17 protein-coding genes are annotated in these 17,748 nt (G+C 63.9%); 6 read left to right on the forward strand and 11 right to left on the reverse strand.

The features are described 5' to 3' along the window. Window positions 1–14: 14 nt before the first annotated feature. Complete coding sequence (locus K3148_RS13045) at window positions 15–1,409, reverse strand: cryptochrome/photolyase family protein (RefSeq protein WP_221425190.1); 1,395 nt, start codon at window positions 1,407–1,409, stop codon at window positions 15–17. 41 nt (window positions 1,410–1,450) lie between these two features. Here K3148_RS13045 and K3148_RS13050 point away from each other — a divergent pair, with 41 nt between their 5' ends. Further along, complete coding sequence (locus K3148_RS13050; protein ID WP_221425191.1) at window positions 1,451–2,221, forward strand: phosphatase PAP2 family protein; 771 nt, start codon at window positions 1,451–1,453, stop codon at window positions 2,219–2,221. On the opposite strand, the gene K3148_RS13055 is transcribed toward K3148_RS13050, so the two are convergent. Next, window positions 2,218–3,165 carry a metal-dependent hydrolase gene (locus tag K3148_RS13055; RefSeq protein WP_221426727.1) on the reverse strand — a complete coding sequence of 316 codons (948 nt, stop codon included), beginning with the start codon at window positions 3,163–3,165 and terminating at the stop codon, window positions 2,218–2,220. The two genes, K3148_RS13050 and K3148_RS13055, sit on opposite strands and share 4 nt — an antisense overlap. Before the next feature lie 50 nt (window positions 3,166–3,215). On the opposite strand from K3148_RS13055, the gene K3148_RS13060 reads away from it, so the two are divergent. Continuing rightward, window positions 3,216–3,968: a phosphatase PAP2 family protein gene (locus tag K3148_RS13060; protein ID WP_221425192.1), complete on the forward strand. Its 753-nt coding sequence runs from the start codon at window positions 3,216–3,218 to the stop codon at window positions 3,966–3,968. Here K3148_RS13060 and K3148_RS13065 read toward each other — a convergent pair. Together K3148_RS13065 and K3148_RS13070 are read right to left on the reverse strand one after the other, a co-directional pair. Then, window positions 3,965–4,999: a 2-oxoacid:ferredoxin oxidoreductase subunit beta gene (locus K3148_RS13065; protein ID WP_221425193.1), complete on the reverse strand. Its 1,035-nt coding sequence runs from the start codon at window positions 4,997–4,999 to the stop codon at window positions 3,965–3,967. The two genes, K3148_RS13060 and K3148_RS13065, sit on opposite strands and share 4 nt — an antisense overlap. Further along, complete coding sequence (locus tag K3148_RS13070) at window positions 4,999–6,936, reverse strand: 2-oxoacid:acceptor oxidoreductase subunit alpha (RefSeq protein ID WP_221425194.1); 1,938 nt, start codon at window positions 6,934–6,936, stop codon at window positions 4,999–5,001. The genes K3148_RS13065 and K3148_RS13070 overlap by 1 nt, the downstream gene beginning before the upstream one ends. Before the next feature lie 172 nt (window positions 6,937–7,108). Here K3148_RS13070 and K3148_RS13075 point away from each other — a divergent pair, with 172 nt between their 5' ends. After that, window positions 7,109–8,059, forward strand: coding sequence for an alpha/beta hydrolase (locus K3148_RS13075; protein ID WP_221425195.1), 951 nt, complete (start codon window positions 7,109–7,111; stop codon window positions 8,057–8,059). A 32-nt stretch (window positions 8,060–8,091) separates the two neighbouring features. Continuing rightward, window positions 8,092–8,529 (forward strand): RNA pyrophosphohydrolase, encoded by a 438-nt coding sequence (locus K3148_RS13080; protein WP_247711689.1) that lies wholly within the window; start codon window positions 8,092–8,094, stop codon window positions 8,527–8,529. Between the two features lie 3 nt (window positions 8,530–8,532). Here K3148_RS13080 and K3148_RS13085 read toward each other — a convergent pair whose 3' ends face one another. The 3 genes from K3148_RS13085 to guaB are packed head-to-tail and all read right to left on the reverse strand — an operon-like array spanning window position 8,533 to window position 11,752. After that, entirely contained in the window at window positions 8,533–9,033 is a 501-nt protein-coding gene (locus K3148_RS13085) for a hypothetical protein (protein WP_221425197.1), read from the reverse strand. A gap of 58 nt (window positions 9,034–9,091) precedes the next feature. Further along, complete coding sequence (locus K3148_RS13090) at window positions 9,092–10,273, reverse strand: RsmB/NOP family class I SAM-dependent RNA methyltransferase (RefSeq protein ID WP_221425198.1); 1,182 nt, start codon at window positions 10,271–10,273, stop codon at window positions 9,092–9,094. 15 nt (window positions 10,274–10,288) lie between these two features. Further along, window positions 10,289–11,752 carry an IMP dehydrogenase gene (gene guaB / locus K3148_RS13095; protein ID WP_221425199.1) on the reverse strand — a complete coding sequence of 488 codons (1,464 nt, stop codon included), beginning with the start codon at window positions 11,750–11,752 and terminating at the stop codon, window positions 10,289–10,291. Between the two features lie 130 nt (window positions 11,753–11,882). Between guaB and K3148_RS13100 the strand changes: the two genes are divergently transcribed. Next, on the forward strand, window positions 11,883–12,182 hold the full coding sequence (locus K3148_RS13100; RefSeq protein WP_221425200.1) for a GIY-YIG nuclease family protein: 300 nt from the start codon (window positions 11,883–11,885) through the stop codon (window positions 12,180–12,182). 89 nt (window positions 12,183–12,271) lie between these two features. Here K3148_RS13100 and K3148_RS13105 read toward each other — a convergent pair whose 3' ends face one another. Next, window positions 12,272–13,027, reverse strand: coding sequence for a 3-hydroxybutyrate dehydrogenase (locus tag K3148_RS13105; RefSeq protein ID WP_221425201.1), 756 nt, complete (start codon window positions 13,025–13,027; stop codon window positions 12,272–12,274). A gap of 89 nt (window positions 13,028–13,116) precedes the next feature. Here K3148_RS13105 and ypfJ point away from each other — a divergent pair, with 89 nt between their 5' ends. After that, window positions 13,117–13,968: a KPN_02809 family neutral zinc metallopeptidase gene (gene ypfJ / locus K3148_RS13110; RefSeq protein ID WP_221425202.1), complete on the forward strand. Its 852-nt coding sequence runs from the start codon at window positions 13,117–13,119 to the stop codon at window positions 13,966–13,968. Window positions 13,969–14,041: 73 nt separating this feature from the next. On the opposite strand, the gene creD is transcribed toward ypfJ, so the two are convergent. From creD to K3148_RS13125, 3 genes are all read right to left on the reverse strand, one after another. Then, a complete protein-coding gene (gene creD / locus K3148_RS13115) occupies window positions 14,042–15,424 on the reverse strand; it encodes a cell envelope integrity protein CreD (protein WP_247711585.1) in 1,383 nt (460 codons plus the stop codon). 127 nt (window positions 15,425–15,551) lie between these two features. After that, entirely contained in the window at window positions 15,552–17,252 is a 1,701-nt protein-coding gene (locus K3148_RS13120) for a M56 family metallopeptidase (RefSeq protein WP_221425204.1), read from the reverse strand. Next, complete coding sequence (locus K3148_RS13125; RefSeq protein ID WP_221425205.1) at window positions 17,249–17,638, reverse strand: BlaI/MecI/CopY family transcriptional regulator; 390 nt, start codon at window positions 17,636–17,638, stop codon at window positions 17,249–17,251. The genes K3148_RS13120 and K3148_RS13125 overlap by 4 nt, the downstream gene beginning before the upstream one ends. Between the last annotated feature and the right edge of the window lie 110 nt (window positions 17,639–17,748).

Here is a 17,748-nt window from a genome sequence, read left to right on the forward strand (position 1 = left end):
AAGCGGCAAGTCCGCTACGTCTTGCTTGCCCGATAGGCTTCGAGCGCCCGCTCGCGCGCTTCCTTGTGACCGATCATCTTGGCGGGATAGTCGCCACGCTTGTCGTCGGGCGGGTCGTGGATGCAGTCGTCGTCCAGATCGGCCAGTTCCGGCACATATTCGCGGATATAGGATGCCGCGTCGAACTTCTCGCTCTGGCTGAGCGGCGCCATGATCCGGCTAAACATATTGCTGTCGACGCCCGTGCCCGAAATCCACTGCCAGTTTACGCCGTTATTCCCGTAGTCCGCGTCGACGAGGCAATCCCAATACCACTGCTCGCCGTGGCGCCAGTCGATCAGCAGGTGCTTCACGAGGAAGCTGGCGCAAATCATGCGCACGCGGTTGTGGATCCAGCCCGTCTGCCACAGCTGGCGCATTCCGGCATCGACGATGGGGTAGCCGGTCGTCCCGCGCTGCCAGCATTCGAGGTCCTCCTCGATCAGATGGCCGGCATTGGGGTTTCGCCACAAGGTTCGTTCGTCATAATCGCGATAGCTCTCACGCGGGTAATCGGGAAACTGGTCGATGACGTTCTGCGCATAGTCGCGCCAGATAATTTCCTTGGCGAAGGTCTTCCAACCGTCGCTCCGCTTGTCCTTGAGCGCATGCCACACTTGCGCGGGACTGATCTCGCCCCAATGGAGGTGCGGCGAGAGGCGCGAGGTGATGTCCTTCGAGGGCAAGTTGCGGCCATCGTCATAATTGGCGACCTCGTCAGCCCACCAGTCGAGGCGGTCGTGGGCGGCCGCCTCGCCAAACTCCCAGAATTCGCGGATGCCGCCCGCCCAGTCGGGCTTTGTCGGGAGCAAGCCCCAGTCGTCGAGGTCATCGCTCTCCGGCCAGCTGTCGGGAGAGGAGATCGTCTCCGGCTCCCCCAGAACATCGCGCGGCGGCATGACCTCCAGCATCGATTTCGAGAACGGCGTGTAGATCTTGTACGGATCGCCCGAGCCGGTCGTCACCGATCCCGGTGGCAGCAGGTAATTGCCGTCGTAGAGACACAGCTTCCGCTCTTCTCCGAGAGCATCGCGCAACTCGTCTTCTGCTTCCTTCCACCAGGGCTCGTAATGACGGACAGCGTGGATGCAGCTGGCGCCTACCTCATCAGCCATGGAGGCCAGCACTTGCGGCGCATCGCCCTTGCGCAGGACGATCTTCGAGCGGCGGCTGCCGAAGCTCTTGCCCAGGCTCTCCAGCGAATAGTGCAACCACACCAGCGACGCGCCACCATAGGCGTGGTCGCCCGCGCGCTCGCTATCGAGCACGAAAACCGGTATGACGGGACCTGCTTGCGCGGCGGCATGGAGGGCGGGCTGGTCGGCCAAGCGCAGGTCGCGCCGCAGCCAGACGATCTGGGGGGAACTCATGCCAGCGGAACGGAAACACGCGGCCAAATGTTCCTCCCCTCATGGAAAGCACGCAAACCGCCGCCGTAGAGCAGGACGAAGCCCCCATCCCCGCCGAGGCCATTGTAGTCCCGGAGCGCGGCTTTACGATCAACCGCAAGAAGGCGCTGATTGTTGCGGCGTTCTGCTGGATCGGCTTTGCCATCATGGTCTACGCTGTCACCCACGGCATGACCGGGAATTTCGACGAGCGCGGCCTCCTTTCCTATCGCACCGGAGAAGCACTCGGTCCGAGCGGCCCCAAGCTCATCTTCGAGAGCGTGCGCGACGTGACGGCATTAGGCGGCGTGTTTCTGCGCAACCTCTTCGCGCTGGTAGCCGTGGTTGCGCTGCTATTCCTCAAGCTGCGGCGCGAGGCGTTTCTCTACGCGGCGACGGTTATCACCGGCTGGCTCGCCAACACCGGCGTCAAGCTTCTGGTCGGGCGCGAGCGCCCGCAGATCGTGCCGCATTTGACCGAGGCTGGCGGCGAGAGCTTTCCCAGCGGCCACAGCTTCTCGGCAGCCGTGGTCTATATCGGCATGGCCATCGCCTTTGCCGCGCTGAGCAAGAACCACACGGTGCGCTACACCGTGATCGGTTTTGCCATGGCGCTCTCCGCTATGGTCGCCTGGAGCCGCGTTATGCTCGGCGTGCACTTCCCGAGCGATGTGACGGCGGGCTGGCTGGGCGGCGCCGGCTGGGCGTTCTTGGCGGCGGCCCTGTTCTATGCACCCGCAAAAGCTGCGGCGGATAGCGAGGCAGGCAAGAAAATCGGACCGCGTACGCCTTAGCGGAAGAATTCGGTGCACGTGTTCTCAGGTAAGCGAACTGAGAACCGGTCACCCACGCGAGGGTCGACAAACCGTGCGTCACGAAGCCACAACTCATCTTCATCGCGTCGCTCGACAAATGGAACTCGCGACCAGAACAGGAATGCTTCGATCTCCGAATCTGCCCGGGCTGCGCCTTCCAGATCGCAGGAAGGAAGCCAGGCGTCTCCCAAAGAGTCCATCCGACCTTTTGCTTGTTTCCGGAAGCCCGAAATAGTGCCGTGTCGACCGTTGCGATTGACGAAGATAACATCCCGCGTGCGGGGGTCGAAAACAACCGGTGCCGCAATCGTTTCGCCGACCTCCATGTTCAAGGAATCCATCCGCTCTACATCGCGGGTAATCATCCAGTTCACGCCGATATACGCCAGCGCCCCGACGATCGCGACACGCGCAGGCCGCTTCCACTCCCCGCCCCGCCTCTCGCGCCGGAGCGAGAGCCATGTCGCAAAGCCCATCAGCGCCCAGAGCCAGACGTCGATGATGAACAGCGTGTCGCCATAGAACCATTGGCTGGAGAACGGCTCGAGCAGGCGGATGCCGTAGACGTTGAGCCAATCGAGCGCCGGGTGGGTAAGGCAGCCGATGAAGCTCAGCAGGAACAGCCATTTAAAGCTGACCGGCAGCCGGTCCTCGGGCCGCTTGCCGCGCTTCGCCTGCCAGTGGTCGAAACCGTAGAGCAACCCTGCAAGGATCAGCGGCAGCAGCACCAAGGCAGGCGGGCCATGCGTGATGCCGCGGCGAAAGCCGAGATGTTCCGCGCCCTCAAGCCAGAAGAAGCACGCCGCATCCACATCGGGCAGGTTCGCCCCGATGATGAGCGCGGGCATCGCAAAGCCGGTCTTCTTCTTGAGCCCCGCCTGCCCGATCAGCGCGCCAACGAGGCTGTGTGTCAGATTGTCCAGAGGTCCTCTCCCGCCCTTACCCCTTTTCCCGCCTCGCGAGTTGGGCTTTCATGAGCACTCCAAGATCGGTTCGCATCGCGCAAGGCCTTTGGCAGAAAATAGAGTATGAATACCGGCTGCTGCTGGGCTTCGTGGTCGCCATCGGCCTCGCCGTAACCTTCGGCGCGCTGGCAGGCGAAATGATGGAGGGCGATTTCCGGGCCTTCGACAGGAATTTCCTGCTGGCGCTGCGCCATTCGGACGATCTCGCCACACCCATCGGGCCTCAATTCATCGAGACGGCCATGGTGGACATCACAGCCCTTGGCAGCGAAACGATCCTGACGCTTGTCACGCTGATCGCTCTGGGCTTCCTGGTGCTGCGCAAACGCTATCGCCAGACGCTGCTGGTCGCGGCTGCCGTGGGCGGCGGGGCCATGATAAGCGGCATCCTGAAATCGCTCTTCTCGCGCGCCCGCCCGGATGTCGTGCCCCATCTTGTTCCGGTGAGTTCGGGCAGCTTTCCCAGCGGCCATGCGATGAACAGCGCGATCATCTTTCTCACGCTCGCAGTGCTTATCGCCCGTAGTTACGAAGACGCGCGCACGCGCAGCTTCATTGTCGGGCTGGCGGCGCTGGCGACGCTGACGATCGGCTTTTCGCGCCTTTATCTCGGCGTTCACTGGCCGACCGACGTAGCCGCTGGCTGGCTGGTCGGTCTCGCGTGGGCGCTGCTGATGGGGATGATTGCCATCACCCTGCAGAAACGCCGCAAGATCGAACAGCCGGTCGACGATACGACCGAAAGCGAGGAAAAGCTCTAGACCGGATCCTGCGCCGTGCCGCTGACGGTCCAGGTCTGGCCCTTGCCGAGCAGCTTGGCGAGGTTTGCTTCCTTGCCCTCGCTCGACAGTTTGCGCTCTTCGATCACCGCGTCCTCGAAAGTCGGGTGCGGATCGTCGTAGAGGACGCCCAGCGCCATCGGGAACGGGCCGAAGGGCATTTCGACCAGCATATGCGCGATCGATCGGTTCTTGACCTCGTGGACGATGACATCGGCAGCTTCCCAGTCGCCATCGACCACGTCGACCACTTCGAGGCTGAGGGTCTCGCGGTTGAGCGTGATGCCCTTGGTGTCCTTGGCGAACAACATGGGCTTGCCGTCTTCCAGCCAGAGCTGCCGGTCCTCGGCGCCCTTGGGCGCGGCGAAGTCGTTGAAGACGTCCTTGTTGTAGACGATGCAGTTCTGGAAGATCTCGATGAAAGCCGCGCCCTTGTGGGCGTGCGCGGCCTTGAGCACGTCGGGCAGGTTCTTCGAGACGTCGAACCCACGGCCCACAAAGCGCGCACCCGCACCCAGCGCGAAGGCGGCCGGGCGGGCGGGATGATCGTAACTGCCGATCGGGGTCGAAGGCGACTTGGTGCCTTCGCGGCTGGTCGGCGAAGCCTGCCCCTTGGTGAGGCCGTAGATCTCGTTGTTGAACAGCATGATCTGCATGTTCACGTTGCGGCGAAGCACATGCATCAGATGGTTGCCACCGATGGACAGCCCGTCGCCATCGCCCGTTACCAGCCAGATATCGAGTTCCGGATTGGCGAGCTTCGCGCCGGTCGCAAATGCGGGGGCACGGCCATGGATGGTGTGGAAGCCGTAGGTCTCCATGTAATAAGGGAAACGGCTCGAACAGCCGATGCCGGAGATGAACACGGTCTTGGCCGGATCACACCCAAGCTGCGGCAACGTGCGCTGCACGGCCTTGAGGATGGCGTAGTCGCCGCAACCCGGGCACCAGCGAACCTCCTGGTCGGTTTCCCAGTCCTTGAGCGTGGTTTCGATCTTAGCGGGTGCGTTCATTAGTCGTTCTCCGCCTTGGGGCTGGGAAGCTGCTGGTCGTTGACCGCGACCTCGCCGCCTTCATTACCGTCGATCCCGTCGAAATACTTGCCGATCTCTTCTTCGAGTTCCGCGATCTGGAACGGCTGGCCGCTGGTCTTTGTCAGCGCCTGCGCGTCGACGAGGAACTGGTCGCGCAGGACGGTCTTGAACTGGCCGGTGTTCATTTCGGGGACGAGGATGTTGTCATAACCGCACAGCAGTTCGCCCATGTTCCTGGGCATCGGCCAGATGTGGCGCACGTGGATGTGGCTGACGTCCAGCCCCTTGCGGCGGCAATTGTCGACCGCGCGGTGGATCGGGCCGAAAGTCGAGCCCCAGCCGACCACGGCCAGCTTGCCCGAAGTCTCGCCGAGGCAGACCTCCTGCTCGGGCACGACGATGCCCTCCACCTTGTTCTTGCGCGCATCGGTCATGCGCTGGTGGTTGTCGGGCGAGTAATCGATATTGCCGGTCAGCTCGTGTTTCTCGATCCCGCCGATACGGTGCATCAGGCCGGGCGTGCCGGGCTTTACCCAAGGGCGCGCTCCCTTCGCGTCCCGCTTGTAAGGCAGGAAGTTCTCGCCATCATTGGGCTGGTCGAGGAATGTGGCCGGGAACGGCTCAAATGTGTCCGGGTCCGGGACTTTCCACGGCTCTGCGGCATTCGCAATGTAGCCGTCGGTCAGCAGCATCACCGGGGTCATGTATTCGACCGCGATGCGGCAGGCCTCGATGGCCACTTCGAACGCGTCCGAGGGACTGCGGGCGGCGATCACCGGCATGGGCGCATCGCCGTTGCGGCCATAGACGGCCTGGTAGAGGTCGCTCTGCTCGGTCTTGGTCGGCAGGCCTGTGGAGGGGCCGCCGCGTTGCGAGTTCACGATCACCAGCGGCAGCTCGGTCATGATGCCAAGGCCAATGGCTTCGGTTTTCAGCGCGATACCCGGACCGGAAGAACTGGTCACACCCAGTTGCCCTGCCCAGCTCGCCCCGATGGCGGCGCAGACGGCGGCAATCTCGTCTTCTGCCTGGAAGGTCGTGACGCCGAATTCCTTCAGCCGCGCGAGATGATGGAGGATCGCCGAAGCGGGCGTGATCGGATAGCCGCCGAAAAACATCGGCAATTCGGCCAACTGCGCACCAGCGACAAGACCGAGGCTGACGGCTTCCGCACCCGTAACAGTGCGATAGAGGCCGGGCTCGCTGGGAACGGGATCGACATGAACCTGCTTGAGCGGTCCGGCGAGTTCCGCAGTTTCGCCGTAGGCATGGCCAGCATCCAATGCCGCGATGTTCGCATCGGCGATATCGGGCTTGGACTTGAACTTCGCCTTCAGCCAGTCGTGGATCGGCTCGCGCGGACGATCGAACATCCACAGGGCGAGGCCCAGCGTCCACATATTCTTGGAGCGCAGCGCGTCCTTGTTGCCAAGGCCATAGGGCTTTACGGCCTCGATCGTCTTCTCGCTAATGTCGAAGGCGAGCACGTCGAACTTCGCAAGACTGCCGTCCTCGAGTGGATTGGCCTCGTAATGCGCCTTGTCGAGATTGCGTTTGGTGAAGGCGCCGGTATCGGCGATGATGAGGCCGCCGGGCTTCAATGCTGCAAGGTTCACCTTCAGCGCCGCCGGGTTCATCGCCACCAGCACATCGGGCGCGTCGCCGGCGGTGTTGATCTCTCTGGATCCGAAATTGATCTGAAAGGCCGAGACACCGAACAACGTGCCCTGCGGGGCGCGGATCTCTGCCGGGAAATCGGGGAAGGTCGAAAGGTCGTTTCCGGCCAGCGCGGTGGAAAGCGTGAACTGCCCACCGGTGAGCTGCATCCCGTCGCCTGAGTCGCCGGCGAACCGCACGACGATGGCTTCGGGGCTTTCGTGGAGACCGTGGGGGCCTTCGGTGGCGGCTGTTGCCATCCAGAAAATTCCTTGTCGCGCGCCGTGTGTCCGGCGCTGTTCATCGGGAGCGCCACCTAGGAGCCGCTCCCTCCTCTCACAACGAAGTTTCTCTGCTAGCCGGAAAAAGGCAGGTGGAAAAGCGCCGAGCCTTCGCTAAGTCTCATTTTGCAACGCGAAGGGAGAGAGACCGATGGCGACAGACGAACACTTCGTGCGCGAGGATGTACGCGCTTTCCTCGATATGCTCGAGGCGATGGGCGGCAAGGGCGTGGAGGAAGTCGGCGCCGTCGAAGGCCGCACCCAGATGAAAACTTTGGGGTCGCTAGCCGAAGCGCCGGCCCGCGACTTGGCGGTAATCCGCGACTTGTCCTGCCCTGGCCCCGATGGCGATATCCCGCTGCGCTTCTACGACGCGAAGGAAAGCCGCGAGGCCGGGCCGTGCGTGGTTTTCATCCACGGCGGCGGCTTCGTGATCGGCGACCGCGATGTTTACAACGCTCTGTGTACCGAGATCGCCTACCGGCTCGATTTGCCGGTGGTCTCGGTCGAATACCGCCTCGCCCCTGAAGACCCCTTCCCCGCCGCGCCCGACGATTGCGAAGCGGCAGCGCGTTGGGTCGCCTCTTCGCCAGATGCGCTGGGCCTCAACATCACAGGTCTTGTGATCACGGGCGACAGCGCGGGCGGCAATCTCACTATCGTCACCACCAACCAGCTGGTGAACGACCCTGCCGATGTGCCCGTCATCGTGCAGGCGCCGATCTATCCGGTGGCGAGCGACGTCTCGAAACACCGCTCGCGCAAGGATTTCGGCGACGGCTACCTACTGACCGGCGCGGCGATGAACTGGTTTACCGAGCAATACGCCGCCGACCCCGAAGACCCGCGCAATCTGCCGATGATCGGCGACTGCTCGAACACGCCGCCCACGGTGGTCTGCACCGCCGGTCTCGATCCCTTGCGCGATTCCGGCCGTGAATACGCTGCGCATCTGATCGAGCAGGGCACCGAGGTCGTCTATCTCGAATTTCCCGGGATCATTCATGGCTTTACAACGCTGCGCAAGGCGATACCGAGCGGGCAGAAAGACCTCGACGCGTTTCTCGATGCGGTCGAACTGATGGTGGAGCGTTACAAGTGAACGAACTGGGATACCGGCCTTGCGTCGGCGTGATGCTGGTGAACAGCGAAGGCCGTGTCTTCGTCGGGCGGCGGATCGACAACAAGGAAGGCGACTGGTGGCAGATGCCGCAGGGCGGCGTCGACGAAGGCGAGGATCTGAAGGACGCGGCTCTACGCGAATTGGCCGAAGAAACCGGCGCGCGCGAGGAGCATGTCACGCTGATCCGGCAAACCGCCGAACCCATCCGCTACGACTTACCCGAGGAGCTGATCGGCAAGCTCTGGGGTGGCAAGTACCGCGGTCAGGAACAGGTGTGGTTCCTCGCCCGCTTCTCCGGTTCGGATGCGGACATCGATCTCGAAGCGCATGATCCGCCCGAGTTCTGCGACTGGAAATGGGTGGAGGCCGAGACGCTTCCCGACCTCATCATTCCCTTCAAGAAGCGCGTCTACCGCGCTGTTCTGGAAGAGTTTCGCGAGCTGGTCTGAGGGTCAGTTCGACTGCGGCTGCGGCTGGACCACGGCCTCTGCCGTCATGACCGGCTGACGCGGACCCGCAGCGATGGCCGCAGCGAGTTCGCGCGTTTCGGGGCAGCTATCTCCGCACAGCGACTGGACCTTGGCAAGGCTGAGCCGGGCCTTCTCGATCGCACCCTTTTCGGCCATGGCCGCCCCCTCGCCCGCGATGGCGGCGAGGTTGTTGGGATCGCGCGCCAGCGCTTCGCGGTAGTAGCGGATGGCCTTGCCCTGAAGCTCGTCCGCGCGCGCGGCTTCGGCGAGATGGATGAAGATCGGCGTGTAGCCTGGGTCGACCGTCAACGCGGCTTCATAGGCATCGATGGCGCCTTGCGTGTCGCCCGCTGCCAAGGCCGACTGCCCTTCGGCAATCAGCATCCCCGCCCGCGGGTCCGGATCGCGCGATTGCCCGAGGCTGACGCTGGCGGTCATGGCAAGGGCCAGTGACAGGGCGGCGGCGGCAGGGGCAAAACGCATAATCGTCTCCGTTAGCGATGATCTCGCGGAAGGCTGGTCGTTAGCCATACCAAGAAAGCTAACACGATCTATCTGCACGGGCGATGAAAAATCCGTCCGTACCGTCGTGATACGGTGTCAAGCGGATGCCGTTCCCGCGCGGGCGACCGGCGGGCAGAGAAATACCCTGCGGGGAGAAGGTGTTAACCCTCTCCAAGAACGCTTCAAACTGCCCTGCCCCTTCCTCGTCGAGCAGCGAGCATGTGACATAGATGATACGCCCGCCCGGTTTCACGAGGCGCGTCGCGAGATCCAGAAGCTCCGATTGCAGCGCCGTGAGCCGCGCCAGTTCTGCCTCGTCGAGCCGCCAGCGCGCCTCGGGATTGCGGCGCCATGTGCCCGTGCCGGAGCAGGGGGCATCGATCATGACGGCGTCGGCCTGGCCTTCCAGATCGGCCAGCGCTTCGAACTCGCGCTTGGGATCGAGGAGACGGGTCTCGATGATGGTGGCTCCGGCCCGTTCCGCGCGCGGCGCAAGGCGCGACAGGCGGCCGCGGTCTGTGTCCGAAGCGATCAACCGGCCGAGATTGTCCATTGCCGCTGCCAGCGCGAGCGTCTTGCCCCCGCCGCCGGCGCACAGATCGATCACCGTCTCGCCCGGTTTGGCATCGACCGCGAGGCAGGCGAGCTGCGAGCCCGTGTCCTGAACCTCGAACGCGCCCTCGCGCCATTCGGCCCATTGCTCGACCTGCGTGCCGGGTTCGAGGCGAAGGCCATGCGGCGCGTCGGTGTTGGCGGTCTCCACCGGCAGCGCCAGTGTAGCGCGATCGGCCTTGAGCGTGTTCACGCGCAGGTCCAGCGGCGCGCGACCGAGAAGTGCCTCGGCTTCCGCACCCTCGATGTCCGACTGGGAGAGGCGCTGGGCGAGCCACGCGGGCGCCACGCCGCCTTCCGCCGCCGCCTCCCCGGCACCGATCGGCGCAGGGCCGTAATTCGAGCCATCGAACAGCGGCGCAAGGCTGGCGTCGCTTTCGGCGAAGCGCAGCATGGCCGCGCGGCCACTGTCCGGCACCGGACCGCAGGCGCGGATGGCGGAATAGACCAGCTCGCGGATGGCGCGGCGGTCTTTCGATCCAGCAAAGCGGTTGTTGCGAAACCACTCGGCGAGGATACGGTCGGCGGGCGCACCCTTGCTGCGCGCAGCCTCGATGATCGCGTCGAGCAGTTCGATGGAGGTCTGGACGCGGGCGGCGGGTGTCATCGCTCCCCTCCCCGATTAGCGCGTCGGATAATTCGGCGCTTCCCGCGTGATCGACACATCGTGGACGTGGCTCTCGGTCAGGCCGGCGTTGGTGATCCGCACGAAGTTCGCGTTCTTGCGCAGGTCCTCGATGGTGGCGCTCCCGGTGTAGCCCATGGCCGCCTTGATTCCGCCGACCAGCTGGTGGACCACCGCGCTGGCCGGCCCCTTGTACGGGACCTGCCCCTCGATGCCTTCGGGCACGAGCTTCTGCTGGCTGACATCGGCCTGGAAGTAGCGGTCGGCCGAGCCGCGGGCCATCGCGCCGACGCTGCCCATGCCGCGATAGGCCTTGTAGCTGCGGCCCTGGTAGATGAAGGTTTCGCCCGGTGCTTCCTCGGTCCCTGCGAGCATCGAGCCGACCATGATGGAGGACGCGCCGCCTGCCAGAGCCTTGGCCGCATCGCCGCTGGTGCGAAGGCCACCGTCGCCAATGACCGGGATGCCCAGCTTGTCGGCTTCCTCGACGCTGTCCATGATGGCGGTGAGCTGCGGCACGCCGACACCGGCGACCACGCGCGTGGTGCAGATCGAGCCCGGGCCGATGCCGACCTTCACCGCATCCGCGCCCGCGCCGCACAGCGCCTTGGTCGCTTCGCCCGTCGCTACATTGCCCGCGATCACCTGCACCGCGTTGGAAAGCTTCTTCACCCGCTCGACTGCAAGAGAGACCTGCTTGTTGTGCCCATGCGCCGTGTCGATGACAACTACGTCCACGCCCGCGTCGATCAGCGCCTCGGTGCGCTCGAACCCCTTGTCGCCAACCGTGGTCGCGGCGGCCACGCGCAGGCGGCCCTGCTCGTCCTTGGTGGCGTGCGGATAGGCGACCGCCTTCTCGATATCCTTGACCGTGATGAGGCCGACGCAACGCCCGCCATCATCGACCACCAGCAGCTTCTCGATACGGCGCTGGTGGAGGAGCTTGCGCGCTTCTTCCTGGCTCGTTCCCAGCGGCACGGTGGCGAGGTTTTCGGTGGTCATCAACTCGCTGACCGGCTGACGCGGGTTCTCGGCAAAGCGCACATCGCGATTGGTGAGGATGCCGACCAGCTTGCCGCTGCGATCGGTGACCGGGATACCGCTGATGCGGTTGGCGGTCATAATCTGCTGCGCATCGCCCAGCGTCGCGTCTGGCAGGATGGTGATCGGATTGACAACCATGCCGCTCTCGTAACGCTTCACCGCGCGCACCGCGGCGGCCTGTTCGTCGACCTCGAAATTGCGATGCAGCACGCCGATGCCGCCCAGCTGCGCCATTGCGATGGCCATGTCGGCTTCCGTCACCGTGTCCATTGCAGAGGACAGGACCGGGATGTTGAGCTGGATCTCCTTCGTCAGGCGCGTGGCGGTGTTGGCCATCGAAGGCAGGATGTCGCTCTCGGCCGGACGCAGGAGAACGTCGTCGAAAGTAAGGCCGAGGGGGATGTCGAGATGTGCCACTATGAGAATCGCCTGCCGAGGGGGAAATGTGGCGGCCCATGTAACGACGGTGTGGGGGATTAGCTAGTGTATAACCCGCTCACGTCACCCCGGGCTTGACCCGGGGTCCCGCTTCCTTCTTCTACGAGCAATGGAAGAAGGGAAGCTCTGCGGCTGGGTTTACATCATGGCTAACCGGTATCGAGGCACGATGTACGTCGGCGTTACGGCACATCTGCCTCTTCGTATCCAACAGCATCGCGACGGCAAGGGTTCCGATTTCTGCGCGAAATACGGATTGACCAAGCTTGTGTGGGCGGAATTCGCCAAAGATATCGAAGCGTGCATCGCGCAGGAAAAGCGCATCAAGCGCTGGAAGCGGGAATGGAAGTTCGAGCTGATTGAGCGTGCCAATCCTGACTGGGATGATCTGTTCGATACCTTGGTCTGAAAGAGAAGCGGGACCCCGGGTCAAGCCCGGGGTGACGGCAGTTCCGTAACCCATGTCACCCCGGCCCCCGAGCCGGGGTCCCGCGCCTACTACTCCGCAGTCCACCCGCCATCGACGCTCCAGTTCGCACCGTTCACATTCTGCGCTTCGTCGCGGCAGAGGAATACGGTGAGGGCGGCGATTTCCTCGGGCTGGACGAATTTCTTGGTCGCCTGTTTCACCAGCAGCACGTCGTTGATGACTTCCTCGCGGCTCATTCCGCGGGCCTTCATCGTGTCGGGGATCTGGTTCTCCACCAGCGGGGTCCAGACGTAGCCGGGGCTGATGCAATTGGCGGTGATGCCGTCGGCGGCCAGTTCGAGCGCGATGGTCTTGGTAAAACCGTCGAGGCCGTGCTTGGCCGAATTATAGGCGCTCTTGAAGGGCGAGGCGACCTTTGAGTGGGCGCTGGCGGTGTTGATGATGCGGCCCCAGCCTTTCTCCTTCATCCCCGGCACGGCGAGGCGCGTGGTGTGGAAGGCGGCGGTGAGGTTGAGCGCGATGATCGTGTCCCACTTGGCCACGGGAAATTCCTCGACGGGCGCGACGTGCTGCATGCCCGCGTTGTTGACGAGGATGTCGATCCCGCCGGCTTGCTCCATCATCTCCTCGATCTGGGCCACCTCGGTAAGATCCGCGCCCGAATGGGTTGCGCCCAGTTCCTCGCACAGCTGCGCGATTTCCGCCTCGTCGCCGAAGCCGTTGAGAACGACGCTTGCACCCTCCTTTGCCAGCGCGCGGGCGATGGCGAGGCCGATGCCGCTGGTCGATCCGGTGACAAGCGCGCGCTTACCTTCGAGAAACATTTGGCTCTCCGAGCGTTAGGGGAACAATCACATACGGCCATCGCGCACGGGGAGCGTGCTGTAAAGCGGCCAAACGCAAGGGGAGTAGAATGCGGCTCAATCCGTTCAACACCGGCAATATCCAGGTCAAGGGCAGCAGCGGCGGAGGAGTCGGCAAGGCGGGCGGCCTTGGCTGCGGCACGATCATCATCGCCGCACTCGGCTATTTCGTCTTCGGCCTCGACCCGTTCCAGACCGCGGCCACGGTGGAGAGCGTGCAACAGGGCTCGCAAAGCTCCGGCGGCACCGAAATGAGCGAGCAGGAAGCTTGCACCGCGAACGAATATTCGCGCGAGGCCTGCGACGGGCTCCAGTCGCTCAACCAGACCTGGGCGCGCGTCTTCCAGGAGCAGGGGCTCGGCGATCGGTTCCAGCAGCCGACCCTACACCTCTACAGCGGCGGCGTGCGCACGGCCTGCGGCAACGGCAGCGCGAACATGGGACCGTTCTACTGCCCCAGCGACCAGACGATCTACATCGACACCAGCTTTTACGACCAGCTCGCCCGCATGGCCGGCGGTGGCGGCGATTTTGCGCGTTACTATGTCCTCGCGCATGAGTACGGCCATCACATCCAGACGATCACCGGTATCTCCGGCCAGATCCGCAGCCAGCAGCAACGCGTGAGCCGCGGGCAGGCGAACCAGCTCAATGTCCGCATGGAATTGCAAGCCGATTGCTACGCCGGTGTCTGGGCGGGCAAGAACCGCAATCTGATCGAGCCGGGCGATATCGAAGAAGGCATGCGCGCCGCCTCGGCCATTGGCGACGACAAGCTGACCGGCGGCCGAGTTTCTTCGGAAAACTTCACCCACGGCACCAGCGCCCAGCGCAGCGAGGCGCTTCGCACGGGTCTTCGCGGTGACGATAGCGCCTGCGACGCGTACACTATCGTTAGCTAAGGTCTCTGGCTCCCACGAAAAAGGGGCGCGAACCAACTCCGGTCCGCGCCCCTCTTGCTTAAGACTTCCGCACTTACTCGTAGTCCTCGTCACCTCCGACGGCTGACCAGTCGACATTGCGGGTCGCATACATCACGCCCGCCAGTGCGGCGAACATCAGCAGCGATCCGACGATCAGCGCCGCCGCTTCGAGGCTGAGCAGCACATACAAAACGCCATAGAGCGCAACGAGCATGGCGCCGACGAAAGACGCCCTGCGCCACCCGCCAAGAACAGCCGCGCTGTAAGCGGTCAGCAACGAGATGATCGCGGCGCTGGCAATGACATAGGCCAACGCAAAGCCGGTCCATTCCGCAAACGCCAGGAGCAGCACGAAGAACAGCACCAGACCGGCTCCGGTGAGCAGATACTCCGCCGCCGCCACACGCGCGCCGCCGACCACATCGAAGAGGAAAAAGGCGACGAAGGTGAAGCCGATGAAGAGGAATCCGTACTTCACGCTGCGATCGACCTGGGCGTAGATATCCGCCGGCTCGATGAGGCTGATAACCGCCGTACGCGCCTCGCCCGCTTCGCTGGATCGCTCGTCGACCATCGCTTCATAGGCTCGCCCCTCGAAGTCGGACGGTTGGGTGAGATCCTGGCTCATGACCATCGGCTGGCCGAGAGCGAGATTGCCGACGGACCACTTCGCGGTGAAGCCGTCATCGCCGATATCGCTCGTATCGGGCAGGAAGCTTCCGCTGAATCCCGGGTGCTTCCATGGCGAGGTAACCGTCAGGTCGGTCTGTCCTCCGCGCGGGATCAGGGTCAGCTTGCGGCTCCCGCGGATGGCGTAGCTGTAGTCGATGGCGAGCGCCTCGCCCTCGCTCCAGTCGATTTCGCCGTGGAAGCCGGAACCGCCGCTGGCGCGTACGCCCTCGCCCGGTTCGAGGTCGAGCGGTGCGCCATCGACACGCACGTCGGCTGCGGCCCTCAATCCCCTGGGGTCCGAAGTCCCGAAGCGGACCTGCGTTTCGTCGAGCAGCAGGCGATCGGGGTTGATGCCGAAACGCGCAAGATCGTCCGGCATCACGAAGCGCGCCCTGCCCTCCACCTGAGCCAAGTAAAGGACGGTTTCGTATTGCGCCTTTTTCTTACGCTCGGGTTCGAGCGCGGTATCCACCGTGTGTTCGGCAGGCGAAAGATAGAACTCTCCGCGCTCGGTCGACGTGCGCCGGGTGACCTTGCCATCCACCGTTTCGCTGATCGTCTTGTCCACCTCATACGGAACGACGAGCACCGGGCCGGAGAGGATCTGGGGGCCGCCCGACCCGGCGGTGATCGTGTCCTGCGCAATCCGCGCCTGATGCTGCCGGTCGGAGACCAGACCGTAGATCAGCAAGAGGGGTATCACCAGCAGGAGGCCGACAAAGCCGGCCAAAAACAGTTTGAAACCGGCAGATCTCTTTCGCATTCTCATTCTCCTCACAGCTGCGATAAAGCGTTCTCTGTGAGCGACGAGTTGAATTCCAGCTTAACTTTTGGACTCAAAAAGGCGGCCAGCGTCGAAAAGAAGCCGGCCGCCTAGAAACCGCGCCAAATTATAGAGCGCGGCGAAGCTCCGCGATCTCACGATCGAGTTCGCGCACGATCTCTTCGCGGATCGCCGCGTCGATCGCGCCGTCGGAACTGATCGACAACCGGGTCGACTGAAGCGCCGAGATGGCGATACGAGTACCCGCGCTCTCGCAGACGTAAAGCTTCACCTTGCCGTCTGCCGTGTGTTTCGTGACGACAGGCTGTTCCGGTTCGACGCATTTCTCGATGACCTCGGGCACATGGGTCATGCTGGAGGCGACTGCGTGAGCGGTTGCGGTGCGGGTGACCTCGTCGGCGTGCGCGCGCGCCCAAGCTTCGCGTTCGGCCGCCCACTGCTTGCGACCCTCGGCCCATTGCTTGCGCCCTTCGGCCCACTGGATGCGACCGTCGGCCCAGGCACGGCGACCGTCGGCATAAGCGATGCGGCCTTCCGCCCACTCCCTGCGCCCCTCGGCATAGGAACGCGCATGCTCGCTATCGCTCCAGCCTTTCCATTCGCGATGGGCCTCTTCGCGCGCCAGTTCCATATCGCGGCGCGCTTCGGCCATATCTGCTTCGGCTTCGATCATGTCGAGCCGCTGCTCTTCAAGATCGGCCATGGCTTCCATTTCCACCTCGGCCTCTTCCTGCCGGAGCTCATCCTGCTCCTGCTGGACATCGGCCTCGGTCCATTCCTCGACATCGGCAATGGCCATCTGGTGGTCGGAGGGAGCTGCCGTGGCGTAGCTGATTGATGCGGTGAGCGGCACTGCCAGGAAGACAGCGGCCAGTGATACGCGGCCGGCAGTGCGGCGGCGCGGCGAAAGTTCGGACATGGATAAATTCCTCAAACGATGGATTATCGACTTGTCCCCCAGAACCGGGCAGGCCATCGGCGCCGCCAGCGCAGGGCGCGGCGTGAGCGACGGACGGCGTGCGAAATCGGCAATGATGCCGGCATAGGCGGCGCGCTCTTCCTGCGGACGCGCGCTGACGACGCGCGCGTCGCAAAACGCCTCCTGATCGCGGCGCAGCGCGTGCCATCCCAGCCACCCGAGCGGGTTGAACCAGTGAATGGCAAACAGCGGCTGCACCGCCATGTTGACGAGCAGATCCCCGCCGCGATGGTGCGCGAGTTCATGCTCGATGGCGAGATCGCGGTGCTGGCGCTCGCGCGTGGCCATGAAGCCGTCGGGCAAGGCAATCACGCGATCAAGCACGCCGAAGGCCATCGGACCGGAGATAGCGCGTGTTTCGATCAGGCGGATCGAGCCAATCTCGCCAACCGGGCGCGCATCCGAGAGGAGCTCGCTTCGCAGCTGGAAATAGAGATGGAAACGGCGGATCAGCATGATGGCCGCGCCGACCAGCCACAGGGCCACCAGCGGCATTAATATGTCGGACAGCTCCCATCCGGGAGCGGTCGTCGGAACGGTGATCGAGGCGGCCTCAATCACCGGAGCGGCCAGAGGCTCTGCCGCAGGGACTGCCATATCGACCGGCGCGAGCGCAGCCTCGCTCGCCGGTGCCATCCAGTTCGGAAGCGTCACCGGCGGCAGCAACAAGCGCCCCAGCGGCAGGAACCACAGCGCATAGGCCGCGCCCGCCCCGAAAAACCGCGCCACCGGGCGCCGCAAGATCATGACCAGCGCGATCAGCGCGCCTGTCCAGAGCAGCGTGTCGAACAGGAACCCGTCCCACGCCTCGCGTAGCAAATCGGTCATTTGCGCATCCCCTTCAACAGCGCCTCGATTTCCTCGAGGTCGTCGTCGCTCAAAGCCTCGCTCTCGGCCAGCTGCGCAAACAGGGGCGCAGCACGGCCGCCGAACAGCCGGTCGACCAGACGGCGGCTTTCACCCCCGACATAGTCCGACCGCTCGATCAGCGGGTGATACAGGAATTTGCGGCCATCGGGCTCGGTCCCCACAGCACCCTTGGCAACGAGACGGCTGAGCAGAGTCTTTACGGTCGGGATAGACCAGTCGTTTGCGGAGCAGACGCGGTCACAGACATCGGCGGCCGCCAGTGGACTCTTGTCCCACAGCGCTTCCATTACAGCGTGCTCGGCTTCGCTGATGCGTTCCCCGATCGCCTGTTTGCGCTTCGCCATGTCCGACTCACTCCCGATAGACTTGATATTGCGCAGCCTCCTACCGGCCACGACTACGAATGTAAACACTATTCGTCGCGGTAGACTTTCAGGAACATCGAGCACTGCCG

This window comes from Qipengyuania aurantiaca, assembly GCF_019711375.1.
Taxonomy (GTDB): Bacteria; Pseudomonadota; Alphaproteobacteria; order Sphingomonadales; family Sphingomonadaceae; genus Qipengyuania; species Qipengyuania aurantiaca.

What these genes read in the sequence shown, in the direction of transcription:
- K3148_RS13060 (WP_221425192.1), top strand. Translation starts at nt 3,216, where the DNA reads ATGAGCACTCCAAGATCGGTTCGCATCGCGCAAGGCCTTTGGCAGAAA.
- K3148_RS13050 (WP_221425191.1), top strand. Translation starts at nt 1,451, where the DNA reads ATGGAAAGCACGCAAACCGCCGCCGTAGAGCAGGACGAAGCCCCCATC.
- K3148_RS13090 (WP_221425198.1), bottom strand. Translation starts at nt 10,273, where the DNA reads ATGACACCCGCCGCCCGCGTCCAGACCTCCATCGAACTGCTCGACGCG.
- K3148_RS13080 (WP_247711689.1), top strand. Translation starts at nt 8,092, where the DNA reads ATGCTGGTGAACAGCGAAGGCCGTGTCTTCGTCGGGCGGCGGATCGAC.
- ypfJ (WP_221425202.1), top strand. Translation starts at nt 13,117, where the DNA reads ATGCGGCTCAATCCGTTCAACACCGGCAATATCCAGGTCAAGGGCAGC.
- K3148_RS13120 (WP_221425204.1), bottom strand. Translation starts at nt 17,252, where the DNA reads ATGACCGATTTGCTACGCGAGGCGTGGGACGGGTTCCTGTTCGACACG.
- K3148_RS13070 (WP_221425194.1), bottom strand. Translation starts at nt 6,936, where the DNA reads ATGGCAACAGCCGCCACCGAAGGCCCCCACGGTCTCCACGAAAGCCCC.
- K3148_RS13045 (WP_221425190.1), bottom strand. Translation starts at nt 1,409, where the DNA reads ATGAGTTCCCCCCAGATCGTCTGGCTGCGGCGCGACCTGCGCTTGGCC.
- K3148_RS13105 (WP_221425201.1), bottom strand. Translation starts at nt 13,027, where the DNA reads ATGTTTCTCGAAGGTAAGCGCGCGCTTGTCACCGGATCGACCAGCGGC.
- K3148_RS13085 (WP_221425197.1), bottom strand. Translation starts at nt 9,033, where the DNA reads ATGCGTTTTGCCCCTGCCGCCGCCGCCCTGTCACTGGCCCTTGCCATG.
- creD (WP_247711585.1), bottom strand. Translation starts at nt 15,424, where the DNA reads ATGCGAAAGAGATCTGCCGGTTTCAAACTGTTTTTGGCCGGCTTTGTC.
- K3148_RS13100 (WP_221425200.1), top strand. Translation starts at nt 11,883, where the DNA reads ATGGAAGAAGGGAAGCTCTGCGGCTGGGTTTACATCATGGCTAACCGG.
- K3148_RS13065 (WP_221425193.1), bottom strand. Translation starts at nt 4,999, where the DNA reads ATGAACGCACCCGCTAAGATCGAAACCACGCTCAAGGACTGGGAAACC.
- K3148_RS13075 (WP_221425195.1), top strand. Translation starts at nt 7,109, where the DNA reads ATGGCGACAGACGAACACTTCGTGCGCGAGGATGTACGCGCTTTCCTC.
- K3148_RS13125 (WP_221425205.1), bottom strand. Translation starts at nt 17,638, where the DNA reads ATGGCGAAGCGCAAACAGGCGATCGGGGAACGCATCAGCGAAGCCGAG.